General features: G+C 52.6%; 21 protein-coding genes. 8 read left to right on the plus strand and 13 right to left on the minus strand.

Annotation, left to right across the window (positions count from 1 at the left end; genetic code table 11):
* Position 1: 1 nt before the first annotated feature.
* A complete protein-coding gene (locus tag IDSA_RS04340) occupies positions 2 to 3,109 on the plus strand; it encodes an efflux RND transporter permease subunit (protein WP_034774490.1) in 3,108 nt (1,035 codons plus the stop codon).
* Between the two features lie 57 nt (positions 3,110 to 3,166).
* Entirely contained in the window at positions 3,167 to 3,682 is a 516-nt protein-coding gene (locus IDSA_RS04345; RefSeq protein WP_034774492.1) for a DUF2937 family protein, read from the plus strand.
* On the opposite strand, the gene IDSA_RS11795 is transcribed toward IDSA_RS04345, so the two are convergent.
* The 6 genes from IDSA_RS11795 to IDSA_RS04375 all read right to left on the minus strand — a co-directional run bounded on the left by IDSA_RS11795 (position 3,679) and on the right by IDSA_RS04375 (position 9,539).
* The gene (locus IDSA_RS11795) at positions 3,679 to 4,017 is read right to left on the minus strand and encodes a hypothetical protein (protein WP_051986051.1); all 339 of its coding nucleotides are present in this window, start codon (positions 4,015 to 4,017) and stop codon (positions 3,679 to 3,681) included. The two genes, IDSA_RS04345 and IDSA_RS11795, sit on opposite strands and share 4 nt — an antisense overlap.
* A gap of 55 nt (positions 4,018 to 4,072) precedes the next feature.
* Positions 4,073 to 4,633 (minus strand): YgjV family protein, encoded by a 561-nt coding sequence (locus IDSA_RS04355; RefSeq protein ID WP_034774494.1) that lies wholly within the window; start codon positions 4,631 to 4,633, stop codon positions 4,073 to 4,075.
* Positions 4,634 to 4,716: 83 nt separating this feature from the next.
* Positions 4,717 to 6,390: a M28 family metallopeptidase gene (locus tag IDSA_RS04360; protein ID WP_034774500.1), complete on the minus strand. Its 1,674-nt coding sequence runs from the start codon at positions 6,388 to 6,390 to the stop codon at positions 4,717 to 4,719.
* A gap of 16 nt (positions 6,391 to 6,406) precedes the next feature.
* Positions 6,407 to 6,874, minus strand: coding sequence for a DUF192 domain-containing protein (locus IDSA_RS04365; RefSeq protein WP_051986052.1), 468 nt, complete (start codon positions 6,872 to 6,874; stop codon positions 6,407 to 6,409).
* Positions 6,875 to 7,023: 149 nt separating this feature from the next.
* Complete coding sequence (locus tag IDSA_RS04370; RefSeq protein WP_232221255.1) at positions 7,024 to 7,902, minus strand: DUF4382 domain-containing protein; 879 nt, start codon at positions 7,900 to 7,902, stop codon at positions 7,024 to 7,026.
* Between the two features lie 212 nt (positions 7,903 to 8,114).
* Positions 8,115 to 9,539, minus strand: a complete 1,425-nt coding sequence (locus tag IDSA_RS04375) for a protein adenylyltransferase SelO (protein WP_034774501.1) — start codon at positions 9,537 to 9,539, stop codon at positions 8,115 to 8,117.
* A 37-nt stretch (positions 9,540 to 9,576) separates the two neighbouring features.
* Here IDSA_RS04375 and yvcK point away from each other — a divergent pair, with 37 nt between their 5' ends.
* Together yvcK and IDSA_RS04385 are read left to right on the plus strand one after the other, a co-directional pair.
* Positions 9,577 to 10,536, plus strand: a complete 960-nt coding sequence (yvcK, locus tag IDSA_RS04380) for a uridine diphosphate-N-acetylglucosamine-binding protein YvcK (RefSeq protein ID WP_051986054.1) — start codon at positions 9,577 to 9,579, stop codon at positions 10,534 to 10,536.
* A 27-nt stretch (positions 10,537 to 10,563) separates the two neighbouring features.
* Positions 10,564 to 13,236 carry a M14 family zinc carboxypeptidase gene (locus tag IDSA_RS04385; protein ID WP_034774503.1) on the plus strand — a complete coding sequence of 891 codons (2,673 nt, stop codon included), beginning with the start codon at positions 10,564 to 10,566 and terminating at the stop codon, positions 13,234 to 13,236.
* A gap of 21 nt (positions 13,237 to 13,257) precedes the next feature.
* Here the strand turns inward: IDSA_RS04385 and dcd are convergent, their stop codons facing one another.
* Together dcd and apbC are read right to left on the minus strand one after the other, a co-directional pair.
* Complete coding sequence (dcd, locus tag IDSA_RS04390; RefSeq protein ID WP_034774506.1) at positions 13,258 to 13,848, minus strand: dCTP deaminase; 591 nt, start codon at positions 13,846 to 13,848, stop codon at positions 13,258 to 13,260.
* A gap of 24 nt (positions 13,849 to 13,872) precedes the next feature.
* Entirely contained in the window at positions 13,873 to 14,922 is a 1,050-nt protein-coding gene (gene apbC, locus IDSA_RS04395) for an iron-sulfur cluster carrier protein ApbC (protein ID WP_034774509.1), read from the minus strand.
* A gap of 120 nt (positions 14,923 to 15,042) precedes the next feature.
* On the opposite strand from apbC, the gene metG reads away from it, so the two are divergent.
* Genes metG through IDSA_RS04415 form a run of 4 tightly spaced genes read left to right on the plus strand, consistent with a single transcriptional unit; the run spans position 15,043 to position 19,501 of the window.
* Positions 15,043 to 17,076, plus strand: coding sequence for a methionine--tRNA ligase (gene metG, locus IDSA_RS04400; RefSeq protein WP_034774511.1), 2,034 nt, complete (start codon positions 15,043 to 15,045; stop codon positions 17,074 to 17,076).
* Complete coding sequence (locus IDSA_RS04405; RefSeq protein ID WP_034774514.1) at positions 17,077 to 18,267, plus strand: class I SAM-dependent rRNA methyltransferase; 1,191 nt, start codon at positions 17,077 to 17,079, stop codon at positions 18,265 to 18,267. It abuts the gene before it with no gap.
* Between the two features lie 49 nt (positions 18,268 to 18,316).
* Positions 18,317 to 18,688: a histidine triad nucleotide-binding protein gene (locus IDSA_RS04410; protein WP_034774516.1), complete on the plus strand. Its 372-nt coding sequence runs from the start codon at positions 18,317 to 18,319 to the stop codon at positions 18,686 to 18,688.
* Positions 18,689 to 19,501: a sterol desaturase family protein gene (locus tag IDSA_RS04415; protein WP_034774519.1), complete on the plus strand. Its 813-nt coding sequence runs from the start codon at positions 18,689 to 18,691 to the stop codon at positions 19,499 to 19,501. It begins immediately after the preceding gene.
* Here the strand turns inward: IDSA_RS04415 and IDSA_RS04420 are convergent.
* The 5 genes from IDSA_RS04420 to IDSA_RS04440 are packed head-to-tail and all read right to left on the minus strand — an operon-like array spanning position 19,470 to position 25,584.
* Positions 19,470 to 20,105, minus strand: coding sequence for a CDP-alcohol phosphatidyltransferase family protein (locus tag IDSA_RS04420; RefSeq protein WP_034774520.1), 636 nt, complete (start codon positions 20,103 to 20,105; stop codon positions 19,470 to 19,472). The genes IDSA_RS04415 and IDSA_RS04420 overlap by 32 nt on opposite strands.
* Complete coding sequence (locus tag IDSA_RS04425; RefSeq protein ID WP_051986055.1) at positions 20,098 to 20,754, minus strand: ATP-binding cassette domain-containing protein; 657 nt, start codon at positions 20,752 to 20,754, stop codon at positions 20,098 to 20,100. The genes IDSA_RS04420 and IDSA_RS04425 overlap by 8 nt, the downstream gene beginning before the upstream one ends.
* Entirely contained in the window at positions 20,754 to 22,346 is a 1,593-nt protein-coding gene (locus IDSA_RS04430; protein WP_034774531.1) for an ABC transporter permease family protein, read from the minus strand. Before IDSA_RS04430 ends, IDSA_RS04425 begins: the two co-directional genes overlap by 1 nt.
* Positions 22,343 to 23,434: an ABC transporter substrate-binding protein gene (locus IDSA_RS04435; protein ID WP_034774532.1), complete on the minus strand. Its 1,092-nt coding sequence runs from the start codon at positions 23,432 to 23,434 to the stop codon at positions 22,343 to 22,345. Before IDSA_RS04435 ends, IDSA_RS04430 begins: the two co-directional genes overlap by 4 nt.
* Positions 23,419 to 25,584 (minus strand): FAD-dependent oxidoreductase, encoded by a 2,166-nt coding sequence (locus IDSA_RS04440; RefSeq protein ID WP_034774533.1) that lies wholly within the window; start codon positions 25,582 to 25,584, stop codon positions 23,419 to 23,421. The genes IDSA_RS04435 and IDSA_RS04440 overlap by 16 nt, the downstream gene beginning before the upstream one ends.
* Positions 25,585 to 25,592: the final 8 nt, after the last annotated feature.

A 25,592-nucleotide genomic window follows, 5' to 3' on the forward strand; every position in this document is an offset into this window, starting at 1 on the left:
GATGGCACGATTTTTTATTGACCGCCCTATTTTCGCCTGGGTTATCGCCATACTGATTATGTTAGGCGGCAGCCTGGCGATAACGACGCTGCCAGTTGAGCAGTATCCCCAGATCGCGCCACCTTCGGTGCAGATTAATGCCCGCTACCCGGGGGCAAACGCTGAAACGCTGGAAGAGTCTGTTACCCAGGTTATTGAACAGAACCTCACTGGTATTGATAACCTGATGTACTTTTCATCAACCAGCTCTTCTGCCGGTAACGCCAGCATCACCCTTACCTTTGAGGCCGGTACCGATCCCGACATTGCGCAGGTGCAGGTACAGAACAAACTGCAGCTGGCACTACCACTGCTGCCCCAGGAAGTGCAGCAACAGGGGTTATCTGTCGTTAAGTCGAATGACGCTTTTCTGATGGTGCTGGCGCTGATTTCCAGCAACCCCGAGATCGACCAGATCGATCTCAGTGATTACGCGGTAAGTAACCTGCAGGATCCCATTAGCCGCACCACTGGTGTCGGTAATGTCCAGATCTTCGGCTCTCCTTATGCGATGCGGATCTGGCTGGATCCGGCGCAACTGGTTGAATACCAGATGACAGCCCAGGATGTTGTTTTGGCGGTACGCTCCCAGAACAACCAAATAGCCGCCGGCGAGCTTGGCGGTACCCCTGCGGTTGAAGGCCAGCGCCTTACGGCATCCATAATCGCCCAGACCCGGCTCGAAAGTGCCGAGGAATTCAGAGATATTCTGTTACGCGTAAACCCTGATGGATCAACGGTTCGTCTTGGGGATGTGGCACGCGTCGAACTGGGCGGTCAGAATTACAGTACCATTGCCCGCTATAACCGTCAGGCCGCAGCCGGGCTCGCGGTCAATCTGGCCACTGGCGCCAATGCTCTGGAAACAGCCGAAGCGATCAAAACTACCGTTGCCGAGTTAGAGCAGTTTTTTCCTGACGGCGTTGAGCTGGTCGTGCCTTATGACACTACCCCCTTCGTTGAAATCTCTATTACTGAGGTAGTGAAAATCCTGTTTGAAGCCGTGGTGCTGGTGTTTTTGCTGATGTTTATTTTCCTGCAGAACCTCCGGGCGACCCTGATCCCCGCTTTTGCTATTCCGGTAGTCCTGCTGGGTACCTTTGGCATCATGGCGGCATTTGGCTTCTCAATTAACACCCTGACCATGTTTGGTATCGTGCTCGCCATTGGCCTGCTGGTCGATGACGCGATTGTGGTGGTTGAGAATGTCGAGCGACTGATGAGCGAGGAAGGCTTATCGCCGCGTAAAGCGACCATTAAATCGATGCAGCAAATTACCGGTGCGCTGGTCGCTATTGGCCTGGTTATGGCCGCAGTATTCGTGCCAATGGCATTCTTCGGCGGTTCCACTGGTGCGGTGTACCGGCAGTTCTCCATCACCATTATCTCCGCGATGGGGTTATCGGTGCTGGTCGCCATTATCTTTTCACCAGCCCTTTGTGCCACTATTCTTAAACCGATCCCGGAAGATCATGAACCCAAAGGGCTGCTAGGCTGGTTCAATCGTATGCTGGATCGCACTACCCGCAAATATACTCAGTCCGTTCAGGGTATTATCAAGCGCAGTGCCCGTTTTGTAATTATTTATCTGGCCCTCTTTGTAGTGATGGGCTTGCTATTCGTCCGCATGCCAACCTCATTTATTCCGAACGAAGATCGCGGCGTATTTCTGACCATGATGCAGCTTCCTGCGGGTTCTACCCAGCAGCAGTCGCTGGATACCATGCAGAAAATTGAAAATTACTATCTGGATGAGGCCGAAGGGATTCGCTCAGTGTTCTCAGTGGTCGGTTTTAGTTTCGCCGGACAGGGGCAAAATGCCGGCCTGGCGTTCGTGCGCATGACAGACTGGGAAGAGCGAACCACGCCAGAGCTACAGATCGATGCGATTATTGGCAAGGCAATGGGGTTCCTGAGCCAGCTCCGGGAGACAAATGCTTTTGCTTTCAACCTGCCAGCTATTCCGGGCTTAGGTACCGCCAGTGGCTTTAACCTTTATTTGCAGGATCGTGGCGGACTCGGCCATCAGGGCTTGCTGGATGCCCGCAACCAGTTGCTGGGTATGGCTGCGCAGGAACCCTCGCTGGTTGGTGTGCGCCCCAATACCCTGGAAGATACGCCGCAGTTCCGAATCGATATTGATTTCAATAAAGCGAAAGCTCTGGGGCTTAGCATTGAGGCAATTAACAGCACCCTCAGTTCTGCCTTTGGTACCGTTTATATCAATGACTTCATTGACCGGGGCCGGGTCAAACGGGTGTATATGCGCGGCGAAGCCGAAGCCCGGATGGTGCCCGAAGATATAGACAAATGGTACGTTCGCAATAATAGTGGCGACATGGTGCCCTTTAGCGCCTTCTCGTCCACCAGCTGGGACTTCGGTCCACAACGGCTAAGTCGCTACAACGGTGTACCCGCCATGAATATTGAAGGTGAAGCGGCAGAGGGTTATTCCTCCGGCGAAGCCATGAATACCATGGAACAGCTTATCAGCCAGCTGCCTCCGGGGATCGGCTTTGAGTGGACCGGTATTTCTCTGGAAGAGAAAAAATCCGGTGCCCAGGCGCCGTTACTTTACGCCCTGTCGCTGTTGGTGGTGTTCCTCTGCCTGGCGGCACTTTACGAGAGCTGGTCAATACCGTTCGCGGTCATGTTGGTCGTTCCCTTAGGTGTATTGGGGGCGGTTGTTGCCGCGACTATGAGGGGTCTTGAGAATGATGTCTATTTTCAGGTCGGCTTATTGACTACCGTTGGTGTTTCTACCCGTAACGCTATTCTTATCGTTGAGTTTGCTAAAGATCTGCAAGCTCAGGGCAAGGAACTGTTCGATGCGACTCTGGAAGCCGTACGCCTGCGGTTGCGCCCAATTCTGATGACTTCACTGGCCTTTACTTTCGGCGTACTGCCGCTGGCACTATCCACCGGCGCTGGCGCGGTCAGCCGCCAGGCTATAGGTACAGCGGTAATCGGGGGTATGCTGGCAGGGATGATACTGGCGATATTCTTCGTACCACTACTGTTTTATCTGGTACGCCGCCGGTTCCCGCCAAAAGTCCGCGAACAAGACTAACTGCTTCTTTCACAGACATGCTATGGTTGAGCAACCTTAACCAACTCAACCATAGCCATGCTCTATCGTTATTTTGTTCTGATGATCGGTGCCAGCGCCCTGCTGATCGGTGTACAGATCCCAAATTTTGTTACTCAGTATCAGCAACGCCTCGACGCCCAGCTGACCGAAGCGCTGGTTTACTATGTGCAATTTGAAGAAATAGCAGAACAATATTTTGATGGCGATATGCAGGCGCTGATCCGTAAACACGAAACCAGCACTGAAGATGTATTCCGGGCCGAAGCCAGGCCCCTGCGGGAGTTAGTAGAGCGGGTCGCCCGATTCCGTTATCAACAAGCCCAGCTTGATACCAGTTATCCAGAGCAAATATGGTTTATTGCCACTCAGGCCGATCCTGAGCTACGGGCCAGCACCTGGCGTATGTATAGTTTTAATGTGCCGCTGACACAACAAGCGGTCATCACCGGCGCCCTCTTTGCCTTGCTGCTGGTTCTTTTGCTCGACTGCTGCGGCGGATTGCTGAAAGCTTGCGTGCATCGCTTGCGGCGGCCGAAACGACAACGGCGTTAATTTTTGTCTTTATCTTTTACTTCGTATTCCCCTTCAATAACATTATCGTCGCCGCGGTTGCTGCTCTGCTCACGTTGCTGTTGATAACGCTCCCGCGCCTGTTGCTGGGCCGCGCGACTGGCTTTAGTGAACTGCCACATCTGCCGCATCTGCCGGCGACGGCGCCACATCAGGGGTAATAACAGAATCCAGCCCACCAGCAAAAACAGTAGGCCTAGGGTTAAAGCCACCAGCAGGAAAACGCCAAACAATAACCAGCCAAGCAAAACCGCTAATGGGTTTGCGCCCGGCTGAGGAGTAAGTTTTTGCTGCCATCGGCGAATATAAATCAACATAGTTACACGCGTTATTTTAAAAGATATAGGTACTATATTGGGATCATGAGCACGCTTACAAGGTTTGCGCGCGGCGATCCTGTAACAATTTGAGTAAAATGCTGGTCAGGTTAACAATATTAAATACCGTTCCGGAAATACTTCCCACCAGTACCGCATAAATAAGCCCTAACAACTCAGCGAGCAAAAACCAACGCCGGATGGCGGCAGGGTCATTAAGTTTGATCGAGCCCACGGTGAAAATTAACGACGAGGCATAAGCCACCAGAATGGACCAGTGAACCGGTGATTCTGACCAGTTGACCACAACGCCCGCCCCGGTTAATTCAATACCGGCAATCGGACTGAACCATTCTATCCCCAGGAACACAAAGTTTAGCAGCACGAAGCCCCATAATACGATTGGCCCCTGCCAGCGAAGCGCGACAAAGTTGCGCAGCACCGCCATACCGGTAACTATGCCACCGGCAACCGCACCCAGCATGAAAAAGTGGGTGGATAGCGCAGCCAGACCCAGCGCTGACACAATACGGTACCGATCGCCCGTGGGCTGGCGGTAGGCGATAAAATTGGTAATTAACGCAATAACGCCAAAAAACTCTGCAAGATAATTCACAGGAAGATCATTCTCCAGCCATAAAAAAGGCGATATCGAGCTAACCCGACATCGCCGTGGTATACAACATAGTTTAACGCAATCTATTCGTTACGTGCACCTGCAGTGGCATCACGAATAGCGCGGAATTCGTTACCTTCGTACCAGTTTGGCCAGTCAGTGCTGTTCGCCAGCTCATCGCCAATCCAGTAATACAGCCACAGGTCGCTTTGTACGCCGCGTAAATCCCACTCCGGGTTATATTCATCAGCCGGCTTATGATAGGCCTCACGCAAGTATTCGGCACGTTTTTCCTGACCATATTCTTTACCAAATTCAATGTGGTCAATACCGCCCTTCGCATACAGCATAGGCACACCGCGTTTGGCCAGATTAAAGTGATCCGAGCGATAGAACGAACCGACTTCAGGGCTCGGCTCAGGCGCTACATAGCGGTTCTGCCGTTCGACGTACTTGGCCAGGTATTCTTCCAGCTCAGAATTGCCGTAGCCTACCACCACCATGTCTTTCATCGGGCCATATACGTTCAGTACATCCATATTAATACCCGCTACCGCATGACTCAGCGGCAACATCGGATTATTGGCATACCAGTCGGAACCCAGCAGGCCGCGCTCCTCAGCAGTGACCAGCGCAAAGACAATAGTACGTTCAGGCTGCGGCTGGCTGGAGAAAAACTCTGCTAATGCCATCACCCCGGCGGTACCCGTTGCGTTATCCTGCGCACCATTGAAAATACCGTCATCCGGGTCAATCGGGTTTACCCCCATATGATCCCAGTGCGCCATATAAATGATATGTTCTTCAGGATTGGTTTTGCCTTCGATATAACCAATCAGGTTAGGCGAATCGAGATATTCGAACTTGGTATTCACCTTTATTGAAAGCGATGTTTCCAGTGATACCGGTACAAAGTTATTGCTTAACGCGGCAATCTGCATCTCTTCATAACTGCTACCCAGACGGGCAAATAACTTATCCGCGCTGTCTCTGGTGATCCATCCTTCAATGGCTACCCGATCAAGATTTTTATTATCCCGGGCAAGATCAAAGCGCAGCGGTGAACCGCCAGCAATCACGCCCCAACCATAACCAGCTGGTCCGGTATCGTGAATCACGATAATGCCTTCCGCTCCTTGCCGCGCAGCTTCTTCAAACTTATAGGTCCAGCGCCCGTAATAGGTCATCGCAATGCCTTTAAAGAGCTCAGGATCTTTGGTGTAGTAGCCAGGATCGTTTACCAACACCACCACAGTCTTCCCTTCTACGTCGAGGCCTTCGTAGTCATTCCAGCCATATTCCGGGGCGACGATGCCAAACCCGGCAAATACCAGTTCGCTGTCACTAATAGCCACTTCTTCCTGAACCCGTGGCGTCCACGCCATCATATCGGTGCGGTAAGCCAGGCTGCTGACATCATCATTGTCCAGCTGCATATCCGTTACCTGACTTGGCAACATCTTCACCAGCGGTACTTGCTGCCGGTAGTTGTTATCCTCTGCGTTATAGGGTTTCAGGCCCCATTCACGAAACTTGCTCTCAACAAAAGCGACTGTCTTGTCTTCACCTTCACTCGCCGGGGCCCGACCAAGAAATTCATCGGAACTCAGGGTTTTCAGATAATCCCGGTAGTTTTCATTAAAGCTATAGGGATCAACGGCAACCTCCGGGGTGGCTCGCGCTTCTGATTCTGGCTCAGGGGCCGGGCCGCATGCCACGACAAGCATGCTCGCAGCCAACACCGATAGATATCTCATGGGGATGGTTCTCCTGTTATTCACATTGTTTTAGTTGGTCGCCAACTTCGATACCGAAACGGTCGAAATAGCCATGATTCACTTCCAGCGCACTGTGGTAGCTCACGCCGGGGTCATAAGCCGGACAATTTTCACGAATGATGGTTTCGCACGGCTGCATTTGGATTATCTTTACGATCCGCATATCCTTGTCCATATAAGCGATGTCCAACGGGATCCAGGTATTAAACATCCAGAACCCGGCGTCCGCTGGCCGCTCCTGATCATATCTGAACCACATGCCAGTATGTTCCGGCAAGGATTCACGCATCATCAGCCCCCGCGCCTTTTGCTGCGGGGTTTCGGCAACTTCAACCTGAATTTCATGCGGATGATCGGCCAGGCAAAGTGAGGTGGTCTTCATTGCGTTGGCAGCAGCACTGCCAACCGACAGGAAACCCGCCGCGAACACCACGGCTAATGATGATGAGAATGCGATTTTCATTATATTTTCTCGATATCGGACTACGATGGTTAGCTTAGTATGTCCTGATTAGCGTCCGAAAAAAAGACCTGACTGAAAGCTGTCATTCGACGCATAAAAAAGGCCCTCAATATTGAGGGCCTTTTACGGTTCTTATGATAACGATCAGATTACTCTGAGAAAGTAACCGTAGTGACCTCTTCGCCATCATTTACGGTGACGTTTTGCTGACCATTGAAGATAATTTCATCATCAGCTTCAGGATCATCGTTTAAATTACAGGTCCAGGCGACGGTATAATCGCCGGCAGCAACATAACCGATCTCAAAGCTATATTCGGTAGCACCGTCGAAGAATACGCCAGCACTTGCGTACGGCTCATTTTCTTCGCTGCCACCAATATCAGCCAGGGTCGCAGCTGCTAAATCAGCGCCGCTGTAGAAATATACTGAGGCAACTGGATTCGATGTGTCAGCCGGAGCGACTGTGCAGCCTTCAGTATTAATCAGTAGCGACTCTGCGATAGTTCCTTCCACATGACCGACTTCAAGGTTATTTACCAGACGAACGCCGCGTGGTTTAAGGAAGTAACCAGCCTGCCCAACCGGATTAACCAGGGCATGCCGCAAGTCGAACTCAACGGTGTAGGAAGCATTACCCGTAATATCCAGGGTTACGCCATCAAACTTCAGTTCATTAGAAGGAACGCTGAGCGGGATACGATCTTCGCCGACCTGAACGTATGAGCCATCGGCCATTTCAAGGCGCAACTGGCCATAAGTTCCGGCCTCGACCTGGACGCCGCTAAGCAGATTCTCAGAATCGGACCCGGTGTAAGCAAGCAGGTTAATGCCCCGGGTATTTGGAATGGTATCGCCGTTCTCATCTTTACAGACATCGTTGGCGGCAATGGTATTGGTATCTTCACCAATGGTGAACACCTGTGAGCCCTGATCGTTACCAACCAGTTCAACGCCGTTAAAGCATGCCCAGACTTCATCTGCTTCATCGACCGGCGCGTCACTCACTGCAAGCGTAAAGCTTGCCATACGGATCGGACCAGAATCGGATCCACCGCAGGCGGCTAAAAAAGTACTAGCTAAAATTACGGCTCCGAAAGGAAGCACATCGCGTTTATTTAACATTTTTAAGCCCTCGCTTATATGATACGTGTCATATTTATAGCAGAAAGGCGCCTCACCAGCCAAGCCTCAGACAAGGCTTTACGTACAATTTACCCGGCTACCCCGGTAAGCCAGAACTAACTCGAACAGGATATTTCCAGATGCCGTCCCCATTCGGGCGGCTCAGCAGCAAAGGCCTCGGCGTGTTCCTGTTCGGTATAGGGTTTAGCCAGCACGGCAGCGAGCCGCTGCAGGGGTTTAAGATCATCGTTTTCAGCGGCAGCAATGGCTTCCTGAGCCAGATAGTTACGCAATACATATAACGGATTGGCCGCCCGCATGTTTTCCAGCAACTGATCCGGATTCTTGTTCTGCCCATTCCAGAGTGTCTGGTAATCCTGCCACCACAACGGAAAGTCGCCATGGTTTCGCAGTTCCGCAGGGAGCACCCCGGGTGAATCGCTGAGCGCGCTGATGAGCCGGCGAAAGCTTAGTGTGAAGTCTTGTTTGGTGCGGGCAAGTAAATCCAGCCAACGCCGCACTATGTCCTGGCTGGCGATATCGTCCGGCAAACCGAGGCGGGCGGTCATGCGCGCCCAGTAGTGCCCCTGCAACAGGTCGCTGTAAGTATGTAAGGAAGCAACCAGTTTATCCGAAGCAATAACCGGACTCAGTGCCTGCGCCAGACAGTTCAGATTCCACAAACCAACCGATGGTTGCTCTGAGAAACGGTAACGCCCTGTGGTATCGCTATGGTTACAGATAAAATCAGGCTGGTAGCGATCAAGCATGGCGTATGGCCCAAAATCAAAGGTCTCACCGATAATACTCATATTATCGGTATTCATTACGCCATGATTAAAGCCGTAGACCTGCCACAAGGCAATCATCCGCGCCGTACATTCCACCACACGCTGGAAGAAAGCAGCAACGGGCTGTTCCTTGAGTTCGGGCCACTGGGTATCGGTGACATAACTAATGAGCTGCTTAAGATCATCTGCCTTGCCGCGATGGTAGCAGTATTCGAAATGACCAAAACGAATATGGGTGCCAGCCGTACGTAGCAGCATAGCGCCAGGCTCGGGTTGTTCCCGGTATACGATGAGATCGCCCTGCGTCACAGCCAGCGCGCGGGTGGTGGGAATACCCAGGGCATAGAGCGCCTCCCCTGCCAGATATTCACGAATGCAGGAACGCAACACGGCGCGACCGTCGTGTCCCCTGCTAAAAGGTGTTGGTCCGGCGCCTTTTAAATGCAGATCGAATCGACCGGCTGGGGTCTGCCATTCGCCCAGCAGCAGACCCCGGCCATCACCAAGATAGGGGTTGTAATGGCCAAACTGGTGGCCGGTATACTTTTGCGCAAGTGGCGCCATCGCCGGATCAAGCTTTTGCCCCCCAGCTATCGCGGTCAGCTGCTCGTCAGAATAAGGCAGCTTAAGCTCATCCCGTAGTGATGTGTTTAGTATTACCGCCCTGGCCTGGCCGAAACCCAGTGGATGCTGCGGTTTGGCAAGGTCGGGAAATTGCTCCAGGAATTGATTGTCGAAGCAGAACGTCATAAAGTACCTCTAATTCTGGCCACTTCCTAATGGTAGCATGACTGACACGACTGACTCTAAAATCTCCGGTGCCATCGCAGGCGAACAGCCGCGGCGCCAACTCGAAGATTTACGTTGTGTCACCGCGATCGGTGGCGGTCATGGCTTAGGCCGCGTATTGTCGACCCTGTCGTTTTTACAGCGCCGCCTGGTCGGTATCGTCGCGACCACTGATAATGGCGGCGCCAGCGGTTTGCTCAGACGCAGTCAGCAAACCATTGCCTGGGGTGATATCCGCAATTGTCTGTCGCAACTGGCGCTGCAGCCCTTAGCAGCCGATGTATTAAATTATCGCTTCAGTGATGAACATGAGCTGAACGGCCATAATTTTGGCAATCTTTTACTGCATACGCTGGATGAGTTAAGCGCACGACCACTTGACGGTATCCAATTACTTAGCCGGTTGCTTAATATCAACATCCGCTTACTGCCGATGTCCGAAACGTCTGTAGATCTGGTCGCCAGCACCCATGAAGGCCTGGAGTGTTTCGGTGAGCTCGATGTTGACCTGCTTCACCATATGCCTACCGCGCTTAGCCTTGCCCCAGCCGTATCAGCGACACCAGAAGCCATCCGCCATGTGCGCCGTAGCGATCTCATTATTCTTGGCCCGGGCAGCTTTCTGACGTCAATTATGCCGCCGCTACTGATGGCTGATTTAGCGCAGTCTATCGCAGACAGTCAGGCGCCGGTCCTATTTATTGATAATCTAAGTCCGGAATATAGTCCGGCGGGCCGGTTGGCTTTATCGGAGCGTATCGACTGGCTGGAACAGCAACTCGGCCGCCAGTTAATCGATCTGGTTATCAGTAATGCCCCGGATGCCGGGCTGAAAGTGCCTTATGTCGACCATATCGTGGCAGCCAGTGATGCACCCCATCGCCATGATCGCGACAGCCTGCTTAATGCAATTAAAGCGGCCGTCGAACTTTTAAACACAAAGATTCCCTCAAAATAGGGCAATTATTCAGTTTAAGGATACTCAATGAAATCCACCCGACTTGTTTCTGCCATGAGCCTGCTGTTGGGCTGTGCGCTATTATCCCCGGTAAGTCAGGCCGCCGACCAAATTGGTCTGGATGTTACTTATGACAGCCAGACGCCATCCATTGAAGCGACCCTTGGATATCCCGCCGGTAGCAAGATTACTGCGCCTGATGCCATGCATCAGTATTTCCAGGCGTTAGCGAAGGCCCATCCACAGCAGGTGAAGCTGAACTATTACGGCAACAGCTGGGAAAGCCGGCCGTTATACTATGTTGCCATTTCAAGCGCTGAAAACATCAGCAAACTGGACGCCTTTAAAGAAGGTATGCAGCAACTGGCAGATCCCCGCACCACATCTAAAGCTGAGGCGGATCAGTTGATTAGCTCGCTGCCTGCCAGTGTCTGGCTTTCCTACGGGGTACACGGCAACGAAATATCCTCGCCTGAAGCGGGCATGGTCACGGCCTGGCACCTGCTCGCCGCCGACGATCAGCAAACCCGCGACTATCTTGATAACGCTATTGTCTTTATCGATCCGCTACAGAATCCCGATGGCCGTGCGCGCTTTGTCAGCCGCTACTATATGACGGTCGGAATTGAGCACAGCGCTGATCGCATCTCGGCTGAACATAATGAACCCTGGCCCAGCGGGCGCAGCAACCATTATCTGTTTGACCTCAACCGTGACTGGATTGCGCTGACCCAGCCAGAAATCGCCGGTCAGGTGGATGCCCTGCTGAACTATTACCCGCTGGTATTTGTCGATCTGCACGAAATGGGTGGCGACACCAGCTACTACTTTACTCCCGAAGCTGAACCCTATAATCCGCTGATTACTGAGGCTCAACGCAAGGCACTCTGGACCATCGGTGAGAATAATGGCGCCTGGTTTGACGAGCGCGGCTACGATTACTTTACCCGCGAAATTTTTGATGCCTTTTATCCTGGTTACGGTGCCAGTTGGCCGCTGTACCACGGCGCACTGTCGATGACCTACGAAATGGCTTCGGCGCGGGGCCACAAGTTTCGTACCAAAGACGGCGAGATACTAACCTACGGCGATGGCGTGCAGCGGCACTTCGTTGCCTCGATGGCCACCATTGAAACCACCGCCCGTGAACGCGAAAGCTTATTACGTAACTTCTGGAATTATCGTCAGCAGGCTATTGCCCAGGGTAAAGCCAGTAAAGAGCGCTATACCATTATTCCTGGTACCAGTGACCCTGCCGGCGCACGCAAACTGGCCGGCCTGCTGGTTCAGCACGGTGTCGAAGTGCAACAGGCAACGGAAAGCTTCATGGTCTGTGGCAGTGAATTCCCCGCTGGCAGCTATGTGGTCGACAGTGCCCAGCCGGCTCATTTCATGGTCCGGACATTGCTGGACGTCGATGTACCGATGGCGGATTACTTCATCGAGGAACAGGAGCGTCGCCGGGCACAGAACCTCCCGGATCAGATCTATGATGTAACCGCCTGGTCGTTACCGCTGATGTTCAACCTCGAACGGAAGGCCTGTGGCACCGCACCTGCGGTTCGTTACAGCGCTGTTGATGAACGGCTGATTGAACCTGGCAAGGTTGTAAATCCCGATGCCAAAGTTGGTTTTATTGCCGCCTGGGGTGATATGAACAGCGGCCGTTTGCTTACTGCCGCGCTTCGTGAAGGCTTGCTGGTAAAACAATCTGACTTGCCATTTACTCATGCGAACGGCGAGCGTTATCCGGCTGGCAGCCTGATTTTTACCCGCGCTGACAACAGCGATGGCCTTTCCTCTACCCTGCAACAGCTTGCTCTGAGCACCGGCGCGAGTATCGAAGGCGTGGACAGTAGCTGGGTAACCGACGGACCAAACTTCGGTTCAAGCAATGTGCAGCGAGTGCATGCGCCGAATATCGCCCTGGCCTGGGATGAACCTCTCTCCAGTCTCAATGCCGGTCATACCCGGTATGTGATTGAGCAGCAGTTTAATTACCCGGTTACCGCTATCCGCCCTGACCGCTTAGCCAGTTCTGACCTGAGCCATTATCAGGTGTTAATTGTCCCGGCGACCGCTGGCGATTTAGGCGCGGCTTTTGGCGAGAACGGCAACAAGAATATCCAGCAATGGGTTCAGCGCGGCGGTGTACTTATTACCTTAGGTACCGCGACGAACTGGGCAGTACAGCATGAGCTGCTGAGCAGCGCCCTGGAAGAAGTTGCACAAACCAAAGAACCCGGGCATGGCGATGAGAACAAGGTGCCGGGAATGCTGTTTGAAAGCGCTGAAGAGGTCTCGCACTATATTACCCCTGACAGCGCAGCGCCTTACTGGAGTTCAGGTGTGTTAACCCGGATGAAGGTTGATCAGGAGCACTGGCTGAGCGCAGGCGTCAAGCCTGAAGTGATTGCGCTGACGGTTGGTAACCAGATATACCGCCCGCTGACTATTGATAACGGGCGTAACATTGTTACCTATGCGGGTGAGAAGGAGCTGTTGGCAAGCGGTTATCTGTGGTCTGAAAATCAAACCCAGCTCGCTTACAAGCCTTATCTGATGTGGGAACCCAAAGGTAAAGGTATGGTGATCAGCTTTGCGCAGGAACCAACTTACCGGGCTTATCTGGACGGGCTGAATATCTTACTGATGAATGCGATATTTGGTGGCGCTTCACACGCCACCCCGCTGCGGTAAACCGCAGCGGTAGCAACCAATTCAGCTATTATCGTCAGCTGCAATGCGGGAGGCTACGGCCCCCCGCTGATTCTTATACTTGGCGTCATCACGTTTACTGTATGGTCGCGCGCAGGCTTCATCCAGTTGTTCGAAGCTAAGCGCGCCGATTTTCATCAGTGGCCGCAATGCCAGCGGCAGCTTACCACTATTAAAAAATTCAAGTACCACCTGCCCTGACCAGCCCGGATCGATCCGGTGCGCGGTAACATGCACCATCAGCCCCAGTCGTGCCAGCGACGAACGTCCGTCCAGCCAGCCCACCATATCGTCAGGCAGAGTGACTGCTTCATGAGTAACCGCCAGCGCAAATTCACCCGGATGAATAAAAAATGCCTGTTCCTGGCTAAGCACTATCGGGTCGCTCATGACCTGCTGAATGGCCCGGTTAATATCTTCCCGCTGCCCACTGATATCAATAAAGGCAGCGGCATGATCCTGTAATACCCGAAATTCATTACCCAGGTGAATATCAACGGTTACACCGCTGATATCTTCCGATAAGGGCGCCGGCTCAATGCCAATTTTCCCTGCAGCCAGGTAAGCTTCGATTTGACGATCAGTTAAACGCATTTATTAATCTCCCTGTTCAGCAAACTATACCTGATTCTTCGCTTGCTGGTATAGCTGCATAGACAGTTGCTGAGCGCTGTTGCGCATGATTTCACAGAGTGGATCAGTGGGGTCGCTAATCAGTAACGGTCGCCCTTCATCCAATCCGGCCCGCAGCCGTGAAGCTAAGGGCCATTGCCCTAATAAAGGCACCTGTTCGGCGGCTGCCACGCGGGCACCACCCTCGGTACCAAAAATGGCTTCGCGGTGGCCGCACTGGCCGCACTCAAAAAAGCTCATATTTTCAATCAAACCGGTAATTGGCACACCAACTTTACGAAACATACTGATGCCTTTTTCCGCATCCGCCAGCGCTACCGTTTGCGGCGTGGTGACCACCACCACTCCGGTAATTGGCAGCTTCTGGGCGAAGGTCAACTGGATATCGCCGGTACCCGGCGGCATATCAACGATCAGGTAATCAAGCGCGGGCCATTTGGTATCACGAAACAACTGCTGTAACGCAGCACTGGCCATAGGCCCGCGCCAGATTGCCGCATCTTTTGCTTCGGTCAGATACCCTAGCGAGCTTACTGCAATGCCATGGCGCTGGTGCGGGATCATTTTCTGCTGCTCATTGAACTGCAGCTTGTCCTCCAGCCCGCCTAACATAGTCGGCAGCGAGGGCCCGTATACATCGGCATCAAGAATACCGACCCGCGCCCCAAACTCAGCCAGCGCTAGCGCCAGTTGCACGCTTACCGAGGATTTACCCACTCCGCCTTTGCCCGACGACACCACGATCACATTGCCGTAGATCAGAGGTAATTCAGGCTGGGAGTTGGGCAGTTTTTCAATTTTTAGCTTACGTTCCCAACTGAGCTGACCCAGCTCAGGGTCTTCCCGGAAGGGTTGCAGAATACTGTCGCCGGCAGCAAAAGGTAAAGTGAGCGTCGCCTGCTGACCGCTGACCTGAATCCAGCTGGCCGGAACGTCACCTGTCCATCCTGGTAGCTGTAGCTGCCCGAGTGCCTTTAATTGCGCCGTGCTCAAGCCACTGCTGTCAGACTTGCTTTTGCGGAATCGATCAAACATCAGAACGCCTCTGTGCAAATGCCATTGAAGCCCGCATGATACGGTGACTCTGGCTGGATTGCCAGTGATGATTAGGGTACACTTCAGGCTTTCAGAATCACCGAATCAACGGAAGCATTCATGACCCAAGCGACACGCAAAATTCTGGTTACCAACGCCTTACCCTACGCCAATGGCCCCATCCATATAGGCCATATGCTCGGCTATATTCAGGCCGATATCTGGGTACGTTTTCAAAAGCTCCGTGGTAACGAATGCCATTATGTTTGTGCTGACGATGCCCATGGCACACCTATCATGCTTAAAGCCAAGCAACTAGGTATGCAGCCCGAGCAGATGATTGAGCAGATGAACCAGGCGCATCAGGCCGATTTTGCGAATTTTCATGTCGCCTTTGATCATTACCACTCAACCCACAGCCCGGAAAACCGCGAACTGGCGGAACTCATCTATACCCGGTTACGCGAAAAGGGTCATATTAAGACGTCGGTTATTGAACAGCTGTATGATCCCCAACAGAAAATGTTTCTGCCTGATCGCTTCGTAAAAGGCGAATGCCCCAAGTGCGGTGCTGAAGATCAATATGGCGACAACTGTGACGTCTGCGGTGCCACTTATGCACCAACCGACCTCAAGAATCCAAAATCAGCGGTTTCAGGTGCTACGCCGGAGTTGCGCGAATCAGAACATTACTTTTTTGACCTGCCTGCCTTCAGCGACATGCTGAAAGCCTGGACCCGCTCAGGTTCACTGCAGGATGAAATGGCCAACAAACTAAACGAATGGTTTGAGTCTGGCCTGCAGCAGTGGGACATCAGCCGTGACGCGCCCTACTTTGGTTTTGAAATTCCCGACGCCCCCGGCAAATACTTTTATGTGTGGCTGGATGCGCCCATTGGTTACATGAGTAGCTTTAAAAACTACTGCGCGGTAACCGGCAACGCTGACTTTGCCAGCTACTGGAAGCAAGACAGCGATGCCGAGCTTTATCACTTTATTGGTAAAGATATTATCTACTTCCACAGCCTGTTCTGGCCAGCCATGCTAAAAGGAGCCGACTTCCGGCAACCCACCAATGTCTGGGCCCATGGTTTTATTACCGTCAATGGCACCAAGATGTCGAAGTCAAAAGGCACCTTTATTATGGCGCGGACCTATCTGGATCATCTGGATCCAGACTACCTGCGCTACTATTTTGCCGCCAAGCTCACCAGCCGTATCGATGACCTTGATCTGAACCTCACTGATTTCGCGCAGCGCGTGAACGCAGACTTAGTGGGCAAAGTAGTCAACATCGCCAGCCGCTGTGCCGGCTTTATCAGCAAAAAGTTCGACGGCAAGTTAGCCGCACAGATTAGCGATACCAGTTTGCTGGATGAGTTTCAGGCAGCGGGTGACAGCATTGCCAGTGCTTACGAGAAACGCGAGTTTTCCAAGGCTATGCGCGACATCATGGCACTGGCCGACAAAGCCAACTTCTATATTGCGGAAAAAGAACCCTGGCAGCTGATTAAAGATCCCGCTAAAGCCAGTGAAGTACAGGAAATCTGCTCCATCGGCATTAATTTGTTCCGGTTACTGATGATTTACCTGACGCCGGTCGTTCCGGCACTGGCCAGCAGGGTTCAGGAATTCCTGAACGACAGTTTCACCTGGGACAGCCATAAAGTAGTGCTGAAAGATCACGGCATTGCGCCTTTTAAAGCGCTGCTACAACGAATTGAAATGGATAAAGTGAACGCCATGATTGACGATTCAAAAGAACAGAACGCTGTGGCAGCAAAGCCTGCCAGCGGCAATGATGAATTACAGCAAGACCCGCTTAGTCCGGAGATAAGCTTTGACGATTTTGCGAAGGTTGACCTGCGGGTCGCCCAGATTGTGAATGCTGAACATGTTGAAGGCGCGGATAAATTACTTAAGCTAACGCTCGATCTCGGTGGTGAAACCCGGCAGGTGTTTGCCGGCATTAAGGCCGCCTATGATCCGGCCAGCCTGATTGGACAGCATACCGTTATGGTTGCCAATCTGGCACCACGCAAAATGCGTTTCGGCTTATCTGAAGGCATGGTACTGGCGGCAGGGCCTGGCGGTGACGAACTATATATTATGAACCCTCACGACGGTGCCCGTGCGGGCATGCGGGTCAAATAGATGCCAGCCACCATTCACCTCAGTCCCGGCAAAGAAAAATCCTTGCGCCGCCTGCACCCCTGGGTATTCAGCGGTGCTATTGCCCGCGTCAAAGGCTCGCCGGCCGATGGCGAGACGGTTTCGGTACATAGCAGCACCGGTGACTGGCTGGGGTATGGCGCCTGGTCGTCGCGCTCACAAATCCGGGTGCGAATTTGGAGTTTTAATCAGTCTGAGCAAATTAATGACCAGTTTTTTGCTGATCGCATTGGTGCCGCCATTGCATTGCGCAACAGCTTATCCATCAACAGCAATGCCTGGCGGGTAGTGGCAGCGGAGTCGGACGAATTACCGGGTATTACCATAGACAAATATGATAACTGGCTGGTTTGTCAGTTACTCAGCACCGGTGCCGAACGCTGGCGCGATAGTATCGTCGCCGCACTGCGCAGCTACTTTCCCGAATGTAATATTTTCGAACGTTCCGATGTCGATGTGCGCAAAAAAGAGGGCCTGCAACCCATCATCCAGCTGCTCTACTCTGCCGACGGCGAGCCACCGCCTGCTACGGTCTGGATTAACGAAAACGGTTTGCAGCTCGGCGTTGATATTCAGGGCGGACATAAAACCGGATACTACCTGGATCAGCGTGACAGTCGTCTTGCGATCCAGGCTTACGCCAAAGATAAGCGGGTACTGAATGCCTTTAGCTATACCGGCGGCTTTGGTATTTACGCCGTCGCAGCCGGCGCCAGCCAGGTCGTCAACCTGGACGTATCCGAGCCAGCGCTGACTCAGGCAGTCAGTAATCAGCAACAAAATGATCTGCCTGCTGAGCGCTTCGAGAATATGAAGATTGATGTGTTTGAGGCGCTACGTAAGTTTCATCATCAGGGTGAACGCTTTGACGTTATCGTGCTCGACCCACCTAAGTTCGTGGACAGCAAAGCGAACCTGATCAACGCCTGCCGGGGCTATAAAGACATTAATCGCCTCGCCTGCATGATCTTAAACCCGGGTGGCACCCTGATCACCTTTTCCTGTTCAGGATTACTATCGGGCGAGCTGTTTCAGAAAGTGGTTGCCGATGCCGCACTGGACGCTAAACGCCCTATGCATATCATTGAACATCTTTACCAGTCAGCAGATCATCCGGTACGGACCAATTTCCCGGAATCGCTCTACCTTAAAGGGCTGGTGCTGCGCGGTTGAGTTGACTAGTATTACCAGGGTATAAACTAAGTAGCTTATTGAGGTGACTATGAGTTCAGAGACAATTTTCGATAAGATTATTAACGGCGAAGTGCCTGCAGATATCGTGTATGAAGATGACATAAGTATCGCCTTTAAAGATGTAAATCCGCAGGCACCTATTCACATCTTAATTATCCCGAAAAAACCGATCGCCACCATAAACGATATTACTGAAGATGACCGCGAGCTGGTTGGGCACCTGTATGTCGTGGCCGGCCGCATTGCGGTGCAACATGGCTTTGCAAAAGACGGTTACCGTACGGTAATGAACTGCAATCAGGATGGCGGTCAGTCCGTATTCCATATTCACCTGCATCTGCTGGCCGGAACCACCATGGGCTGGCCGCCGTTCGCGAATAACAAACCGAAAGCTGGCTAGATGGGCGTCGGGGTCGCCGCCGAGGTATGGATACGACTGGGATGCTTTCTCGGCGTTCTGCTACTGATGCTGTTATGGGAGTGGCGGCGGCCAAAGCGTCACAATAAAATCAAGCGAAGTCAGCGCTGGCGCAGTAACCTGAGCCTGGTGGTCGTAAATACCCTGGCGCTGCGAATTCTCATTCCGGCCGGTGCCGTAGGTGCAGCACTCTGGTCAGCCGATAATAACTTTGGCCTGTTACGGCAAACCGACTGGCCGGTCTGGGTTATCGGGATCATCGGCCTGATACTACTGGATATTGCCATTTACTGGCAGCACCGTCTGTTTCATATGATCCCGTTGTTATGGCGCATTCACCGGGTCCATCACGCCGACCCTGAATTTGATACCACCACCGGCCTGCGCTTTCACCCCCTGGAAATCCTGCTCAGCATGCTGATAAAAATCGGGGTGGTACTGGCGTTTGGAATCCCGCTATGGGCGGTAATTACTTTTGAAGTTGTGCTGAATGCAACCTCACTGTTTACCCACGGCAATGTCGCACTACCCCGTCCCTGGGAAGCCCCGGTCAGGGCCCTGATAGTCACCCAGGAAATGCATCGTATTCATCACAGTCAGCGCAAAGAAGAAACCAATAGTAATTATGGTTTTAATCTCTCGGTCTGGGATCGCGTCTTCCGCAGTTATACCCGCGAATCAAAAGACGGCTCGGATGGCATCCGGATTGGCCTGAAACAGTACCAGGATGTAACTGAAACCACCGGCTTAAAGGGGATGCTGACTATTCCTTTCCGGGATCCAAAGACAGATTAGTCTGCAACGTCCGGTAGCCTGCCCACAATCGCGTCAGGGCGGTCAGCCAGCACAAACCCGCAAACAACAAGGCGGTAAACCAGAACCACTGCGGCCACAGGCAGAAAATGACAAAAGCCGCTATAGTCTCGAACCCTTCAGTGAGGCCGCCCATGTAGTGCAGCGACTTATTCGGGTAGCTGGGGTTAACAATGCCCCGCTTGTTCGCCAGCACCGCAAACGCCAGAAAGGTGGCGCCGGTCCCCATAAAGGTCAGCATTAAAAAGCCCGCCGCCACCGCATTCTGCTGGATGTCAGCAAGCAAAAAACCAAACGGAATGGCTGAATAGAAAATGAAATCAAGGCTGATATCCAGATAGCCGCCGGCATCACTTGTTTGGGTAATACGCGCTACGGCACCGTCCAGGCCATCACTAATCCGGTTGATCAGAATCAGCACCAGTGCCAGGGTGTACTGCTCGTAAGCCAACGCAGGTACTGCCAGGATGCCGATCACAAAGCCGGCAATAGTCACCTGATCCGCGCTGATGCCAGCTTTCACCAGGGGCCGTGCACAAGCCTTTAAAAGCGGTCTGATAGTGCGTGAAAGGACGGGATCAAACATCGCGCGCCTCCGGCCAGTACAATTTGTTTGCGTCAGCGGGAATATCATCCTGATCATGGCTGACTACTATGGTCGCCACGTCTTGTTCGGCCAGCTGGCTATAAGTCCACTCTCTGATCCTGGCCCGCAGGCGTGCATCCAGGGCGGCGAAAGGTTCATCCAGCAACATCACTCGCGGCTTGTTCAATAAGGCCCGCAGCAGGCCTATCCGGGCTCGCTGGCCACCACTGAGACTGGTTACCGCTGCAGTGGCATATTTGCTCATCTGAATCGCCCGTAACTGCTCCATCACCCATTCCGTCTGTTCTGCCGCTGACAGCGCGCGTTGCTCTGCCGGTAAACCAAAGCGTAGGTTATCAAGCACATTAAGATGGGGAAATAACAGGACATCCTGAAACAGGATCCCAATTTTTCGTTGCTCAACGGGTAACCGCTCAACACTGACACCATCCACGAAGATAGAGCCGGCGGTACGCACAAAATGCTGTTGCTCACCGATAAGCCAGCGCAATAAGGTTGATTTACCACTGCCGCTAGGCCCCATAATCCCCAATACCTCACCGGCATTCACCTGTACGGCTGGCAATTCAACCCGGTGATCCGGCCAGCGCATACTGATATCACTGGTGCTTAATACGGTATTACTCATTATTGCTCTCCTGCAGAACTGCCGCGCTGCCATGTCAGGCCAATCAATACACCGGTGGCGAGCAGCCACTGCATTAATGCGTAAATCGCCGCCAGTTGCGTGTTTATGCCACTACTGGCCGCCATCAGATCCGTGGTGACGGTAGCTACACGCCCGCCGCCCAGAATTAGCGTCGGTACATACTGCGTAATACTGATAACCATAGCCAGTGCCAGACTCAGATACAAAGGGCCTGCCAACAGTGGCCGTTTTACCCGCCACCAGCTCCGCCAGAAGCTGTAGCCTAACGCCCTGGATACCAGCAGATAGCGTTGATCGAACGCTTGTTCCTGCGGTGCCAGCACCAGATAAGCATAAGCCACTGAAAACGGAATATGCGACCAGATCACCCAGATCCAGTAGCCAACCGGGCCAGTATAGCTAATGGCGTGTTGCCAGCTAAGAACCAGCAGAACCTGTGGAATAAACAAGGGAAGCAGAACCCATAACCCCAGGTAGCGCCACTGATATTTGCGCCTTAATTCCAGCAGCACAATGACCAGAAGCACACTGAATAAGCCCACTATCGCCGCAATGGCAAAGGCATTGATAACACCGGGCCATATATACTGCCATTCCTGCAGCCAGCCCTGCAAAGTCCAGTCTGCAGGCAACAGAGCCGGGTAAAACCAGCCCCGGCTAACGGATTGTGCTACCAGCGCCGCTAACGCAAGCAGCCCCAGTATCTGAGTCAGCAACGGCAGCGATCGTAATCCTTGTAACAGCTTCAGTGTCGTACGCTCTACTGCTGTTACCGAACTGGCGAGACGCTTGCGCGACCACTGACGAAACAGGTACTCCTGAGCAATCACCCCGAGGCATAACGCACCACTTAATACCAGTAGCAACAAGCCTCCGGTATACGCCAGTTGGCGTGCCTCAGGAGTGAAATTCAGCTGCCACTCAAACACCTGCACGGCCAGAGTCGACGGTAGGTTCGGCGCCGCCAGCAAAGCGATATCGATAACACTGAAACTATAAACCGCCACCACCATTAACGGAAAACGAAGCCGCTTGAGCAACGCTGGCATAACAATCAACCACCAGGTTTTAGTTTTACTATGGCCCTGACTCTGTCCGATCAGCAGCCATTTCTGATGCGGTATCTGCTGCAGCGCGCGATGGCTCATGAACAGTAAAAAGGGAATTTCTTTAAGCAGCAGAATAACTATAAAGGTCAGCAGATACTGACGATCAAAGAGATTGACTTCAATCCCCGGCAGCAAGCGCCATAGCCAGCCAGTGGGGGTGATTAACCAGAGAATACCGACGGTAAATGCCAGATTGGGGATGGCGATAATACTGCGCAGGCCTTTGCTGGAAATAGAAAAGCTGGAAACCATCACCACGAGTGTGGCGGTAACGGTAACCACTACCGCCACCAATAAGCCCTGCCAAACCATAGCGGGCAAACCGGGATAGCGGAATAAGGCTGTCAGGTTCAGCAACTCTGCGCTAAATAATATCCCGGTCAGAGCCGCGATGAGCGGCAATCCCAATCCTAGCAGTGCAAGCGTGAGTCCGCCCTGGCCTTTTACCTGATCAATCCTCATCGCTGATAGCGTTCCAGCCATTGCTGCTCAATCAGCCTTAACCAGTCAACATGAGGCTCTGACTGCGCCGAAAACAACTGCAGTGCCTGCGGCCCGCTGTCGTTCAGCTCAATAACCGGTGGGTCGCCCCATCCCGCCGGATCCATTTTCTTCAACTGCGCCCGCTCGCTTAGCAGAAAATTAATAACCTGTAACGCCTCAGGTTGATGCGGGCTGGCGGCCGGTATTGCCAGATAATGGCTGTTGGTGATCGCCGCGGATCCAAGCGTGGTGGCAGTAACTGAGGCAGGCAGTCGCTGCTGCCGCTGCGCTACCGTCAATTCCTGCGGATTAAAACTCACCGCCATATCAAGCTGGCCATTCGCCAGCAGTTGCTGTTGAACCACTGCTGAGCCGGGGAAATCTCTGCCCTGTCGCCATAATAGCGGGTGCAATGCATCGAGATAGCGCCACAACGGCGCTAGCAGTTCGCGCGCGGTGTCAGGGTCCGGACTTGTATACAGGCGCTCATCCTGATTATTCAGGCTGATCAACACACTCTTAAGGAAGGTTGTGCCGTGGAATTCCGGAGGCTTCGGATAAGTCAGGCGTCCGGGGTGTTGCTGCGCGTACGTTAAAATCTGTGCCGGATCAGGCTCGGCTGGCAAGGTGTTCTCCCGAACTAACAGGTGAAACTGCCCTACCCCCCAGGGTAATTCATAGCCATCTACAGCAACGCCGAAATCAGTTCGCCAGTTCAGCTCAGGATTAATTGCCGCGGCGTTATCAACCCGGGCGGGAAGATCACCTAACAATTTACCGGCCCGTTTCAGTGCGTGAAAATTTTCACCGTTGATCCAGAGTAAATCAATAGCGCTGGAGCCGGCATCTTCATTGAGTAAGCGGGCAACGGCTTCGCTGATGTCGCCAACCTTTACATGAATGAGTTCAATGTCGTGTCGTTCTTTCAGCTCATCAGCGGCCCAGCGCAGATAATTATTCACTTCACTGGAGCCACCCCAGGCATAAAAGTACACCTGCGCTGCTACCCCTTTGCTGGCAAGCAACAGCACACAACATAATAAAACCTTAATTAACCTCGACGCCATCGGTGAAACCGCTCCAACCATTTCAGTAAACGCTCTGGCTGATTTGCCCGGCGCCAGTTCCCTGCAACATATTTATTGGCTTCCGACATGGTCGGGTAGATATGTATGGTGCCCATTATTTTCTTCAGGCCCAGATCATGTTTCATTGCCAGAATAAACTCACCCACCATATCGGCGGCGTGATGACCAACCAGGGTAGCGCCAAGGATTTTATCGCTGCCTGGTTTGGTCAGCACTTTTACCAGACCCTTAGCCTGCTGATCAGCGATGGCCCGATCCAGGTCGCTGATGTCATAGGTGGTTAAGTCATAATTAATGTCCTGATGCTTTGCTTCCTGCTCCGTAAGGCCGACGGTGGCCACTTCAGGATCAGTAAAGGTGGCCCAGGGAATGACCTTGTAATCCACCTTAAATTTCTTGAACGGATCAAATAAGGCGTTGACCGCTGCGTACCAGGCCTGATGGCTGGCGGTATGGGTAAACTGATAAGGTCCGGCAACATCGCCAACCGCATAAATAGACGGCGAGCTGGTCTGTAAAAAGTCATTGGTACGAACCGTATTATTTACTTCGACGCCAATATCACTCAGGCCATAGCCCTCGAGATTTGCCTTGCGTCCAACCGCTACCAGCAACTGATCGTAATCCAGCAGTTGCTGTTCTTCATCACTGTTCTCAATACGTAATCGGGGCTTACCATCATCGTCCTGCTCAACGGCAACAGCTTTCCAGCCCAGCATCAGTTTGATGCCGTCCGCTTCAAATTGTGAACGCACCAGATCAGCTACATCAGGATCTTCCTTGGGCAGCAGTTGCGACTGCGCTTCCACAATAGTTACCTCAGAACCAAGTCGGGCAAAGGCTTGCGCCAGTTCCGCGCCGACCGGTCCGCCGCCCATCACGACAAACTTTTTCGGTAACTCGGTAAGCGACCAGATGGTTTCGGTGGTTAAATAACTGGTATCTTCAAGGCCGTCAATTGGCGGAATAAATGGCCTGGCGCCGGTTGCCAGTACAATATTACGGGCGGTACGTGTGGTTTTTGAACCATCGCCGGCCGTAATCTCAACTTTCCAGGGCGACACCAGTTGCGCGCGCCCAATTTCAACATTGACGCCCAGGGATTCATAACGCTCAGGCGAGTCATGGGGGGCGATATCCTTAATCACCTGGTGCACAGATTTCATCACGGCACCAAAATCGACCCCATCCGCCGTGACTGACACGCCCTGCTCGTTTAATCGCAGCGCTTCATGGCGGCCGTGGGCGATGTGCAATAGAGATTTTGATGGCACACAGCCGGTATTCAGACAGTCGCCGCCCATTTCATTTTGTTCAACCAGGGTCACTTTGGCTTTAATTGCCGCCGCTATATAGGCACTTACCAGCCCGCCGGAGCCGGCGCCGATAACCAGTAGGTTATCATCAAACTTTTTGGGTTTCTGCCAGTGGCTGACCAGCTTGCGTTGCTTGATAAAATTAACCAGCCACTTGGCTATTAACGGGAATATCGCCAGCAAGCCAAAGCTAATGATTAGTTCCAGGGAAAAAATATCGCCGAGTTTATCAACCTGCGCCAGTTGGGTACCGGCATTCACATAAACCGCCGTTCCTAACAACATACCGACCTGGCTTACCCAGTAGTAAGTCCATAACCGGATGCGGGTCAGCCCCATTACCAGATTAATAATCCAGAACGGAAATACCGGTACCAGACGTAAGGTGAGTAAATAGTATTTGCCATCGCGGTCGATGCCTTTATTAATCGCCTTCAGGCGTTTGCTAAAGCGTTCTTCTATCCAGTCACGCAATACGTACCGGGCACTTAGAAAGGCCAGGGTGGCACCAAAGGTAGAGGCAAATGAAGCAAGCAACAGGCCCCACCAGAGTCCGAACAGCGCTCCTGCCCCCAGGGTCATCACTGCGGCCCCCGGAACCGACAAGGCAGTAACAATCACATAGGCGACAAAGTAGCCAGCAAATAGCATCAGCCAGTGCGTCTCTTTCCATTCAGCCAGGGTTTGTTGGTGTTCCTTTAGTTTATCCAGCTCCAGATACTGATGCAGATCAAAACCAAAGATAACGGCAACCAAGGCGGCAATAACAGCAACAATAATCAGCTTGGTGGACGATCCAGTTGTTTTTTTCATAATTTAGT

Origin of the sequence: Pseudidiomarina salinarum, assembly GCF_000753715.1 — a bacterium.
Taxonomy (GTDB): Bacteria; Pseudomonadota; Gammaproteobacteria; order Enterobacterales; family Alteromonadaceae; genus Pseudidiomarina; species Pseudidiomarina salinarum.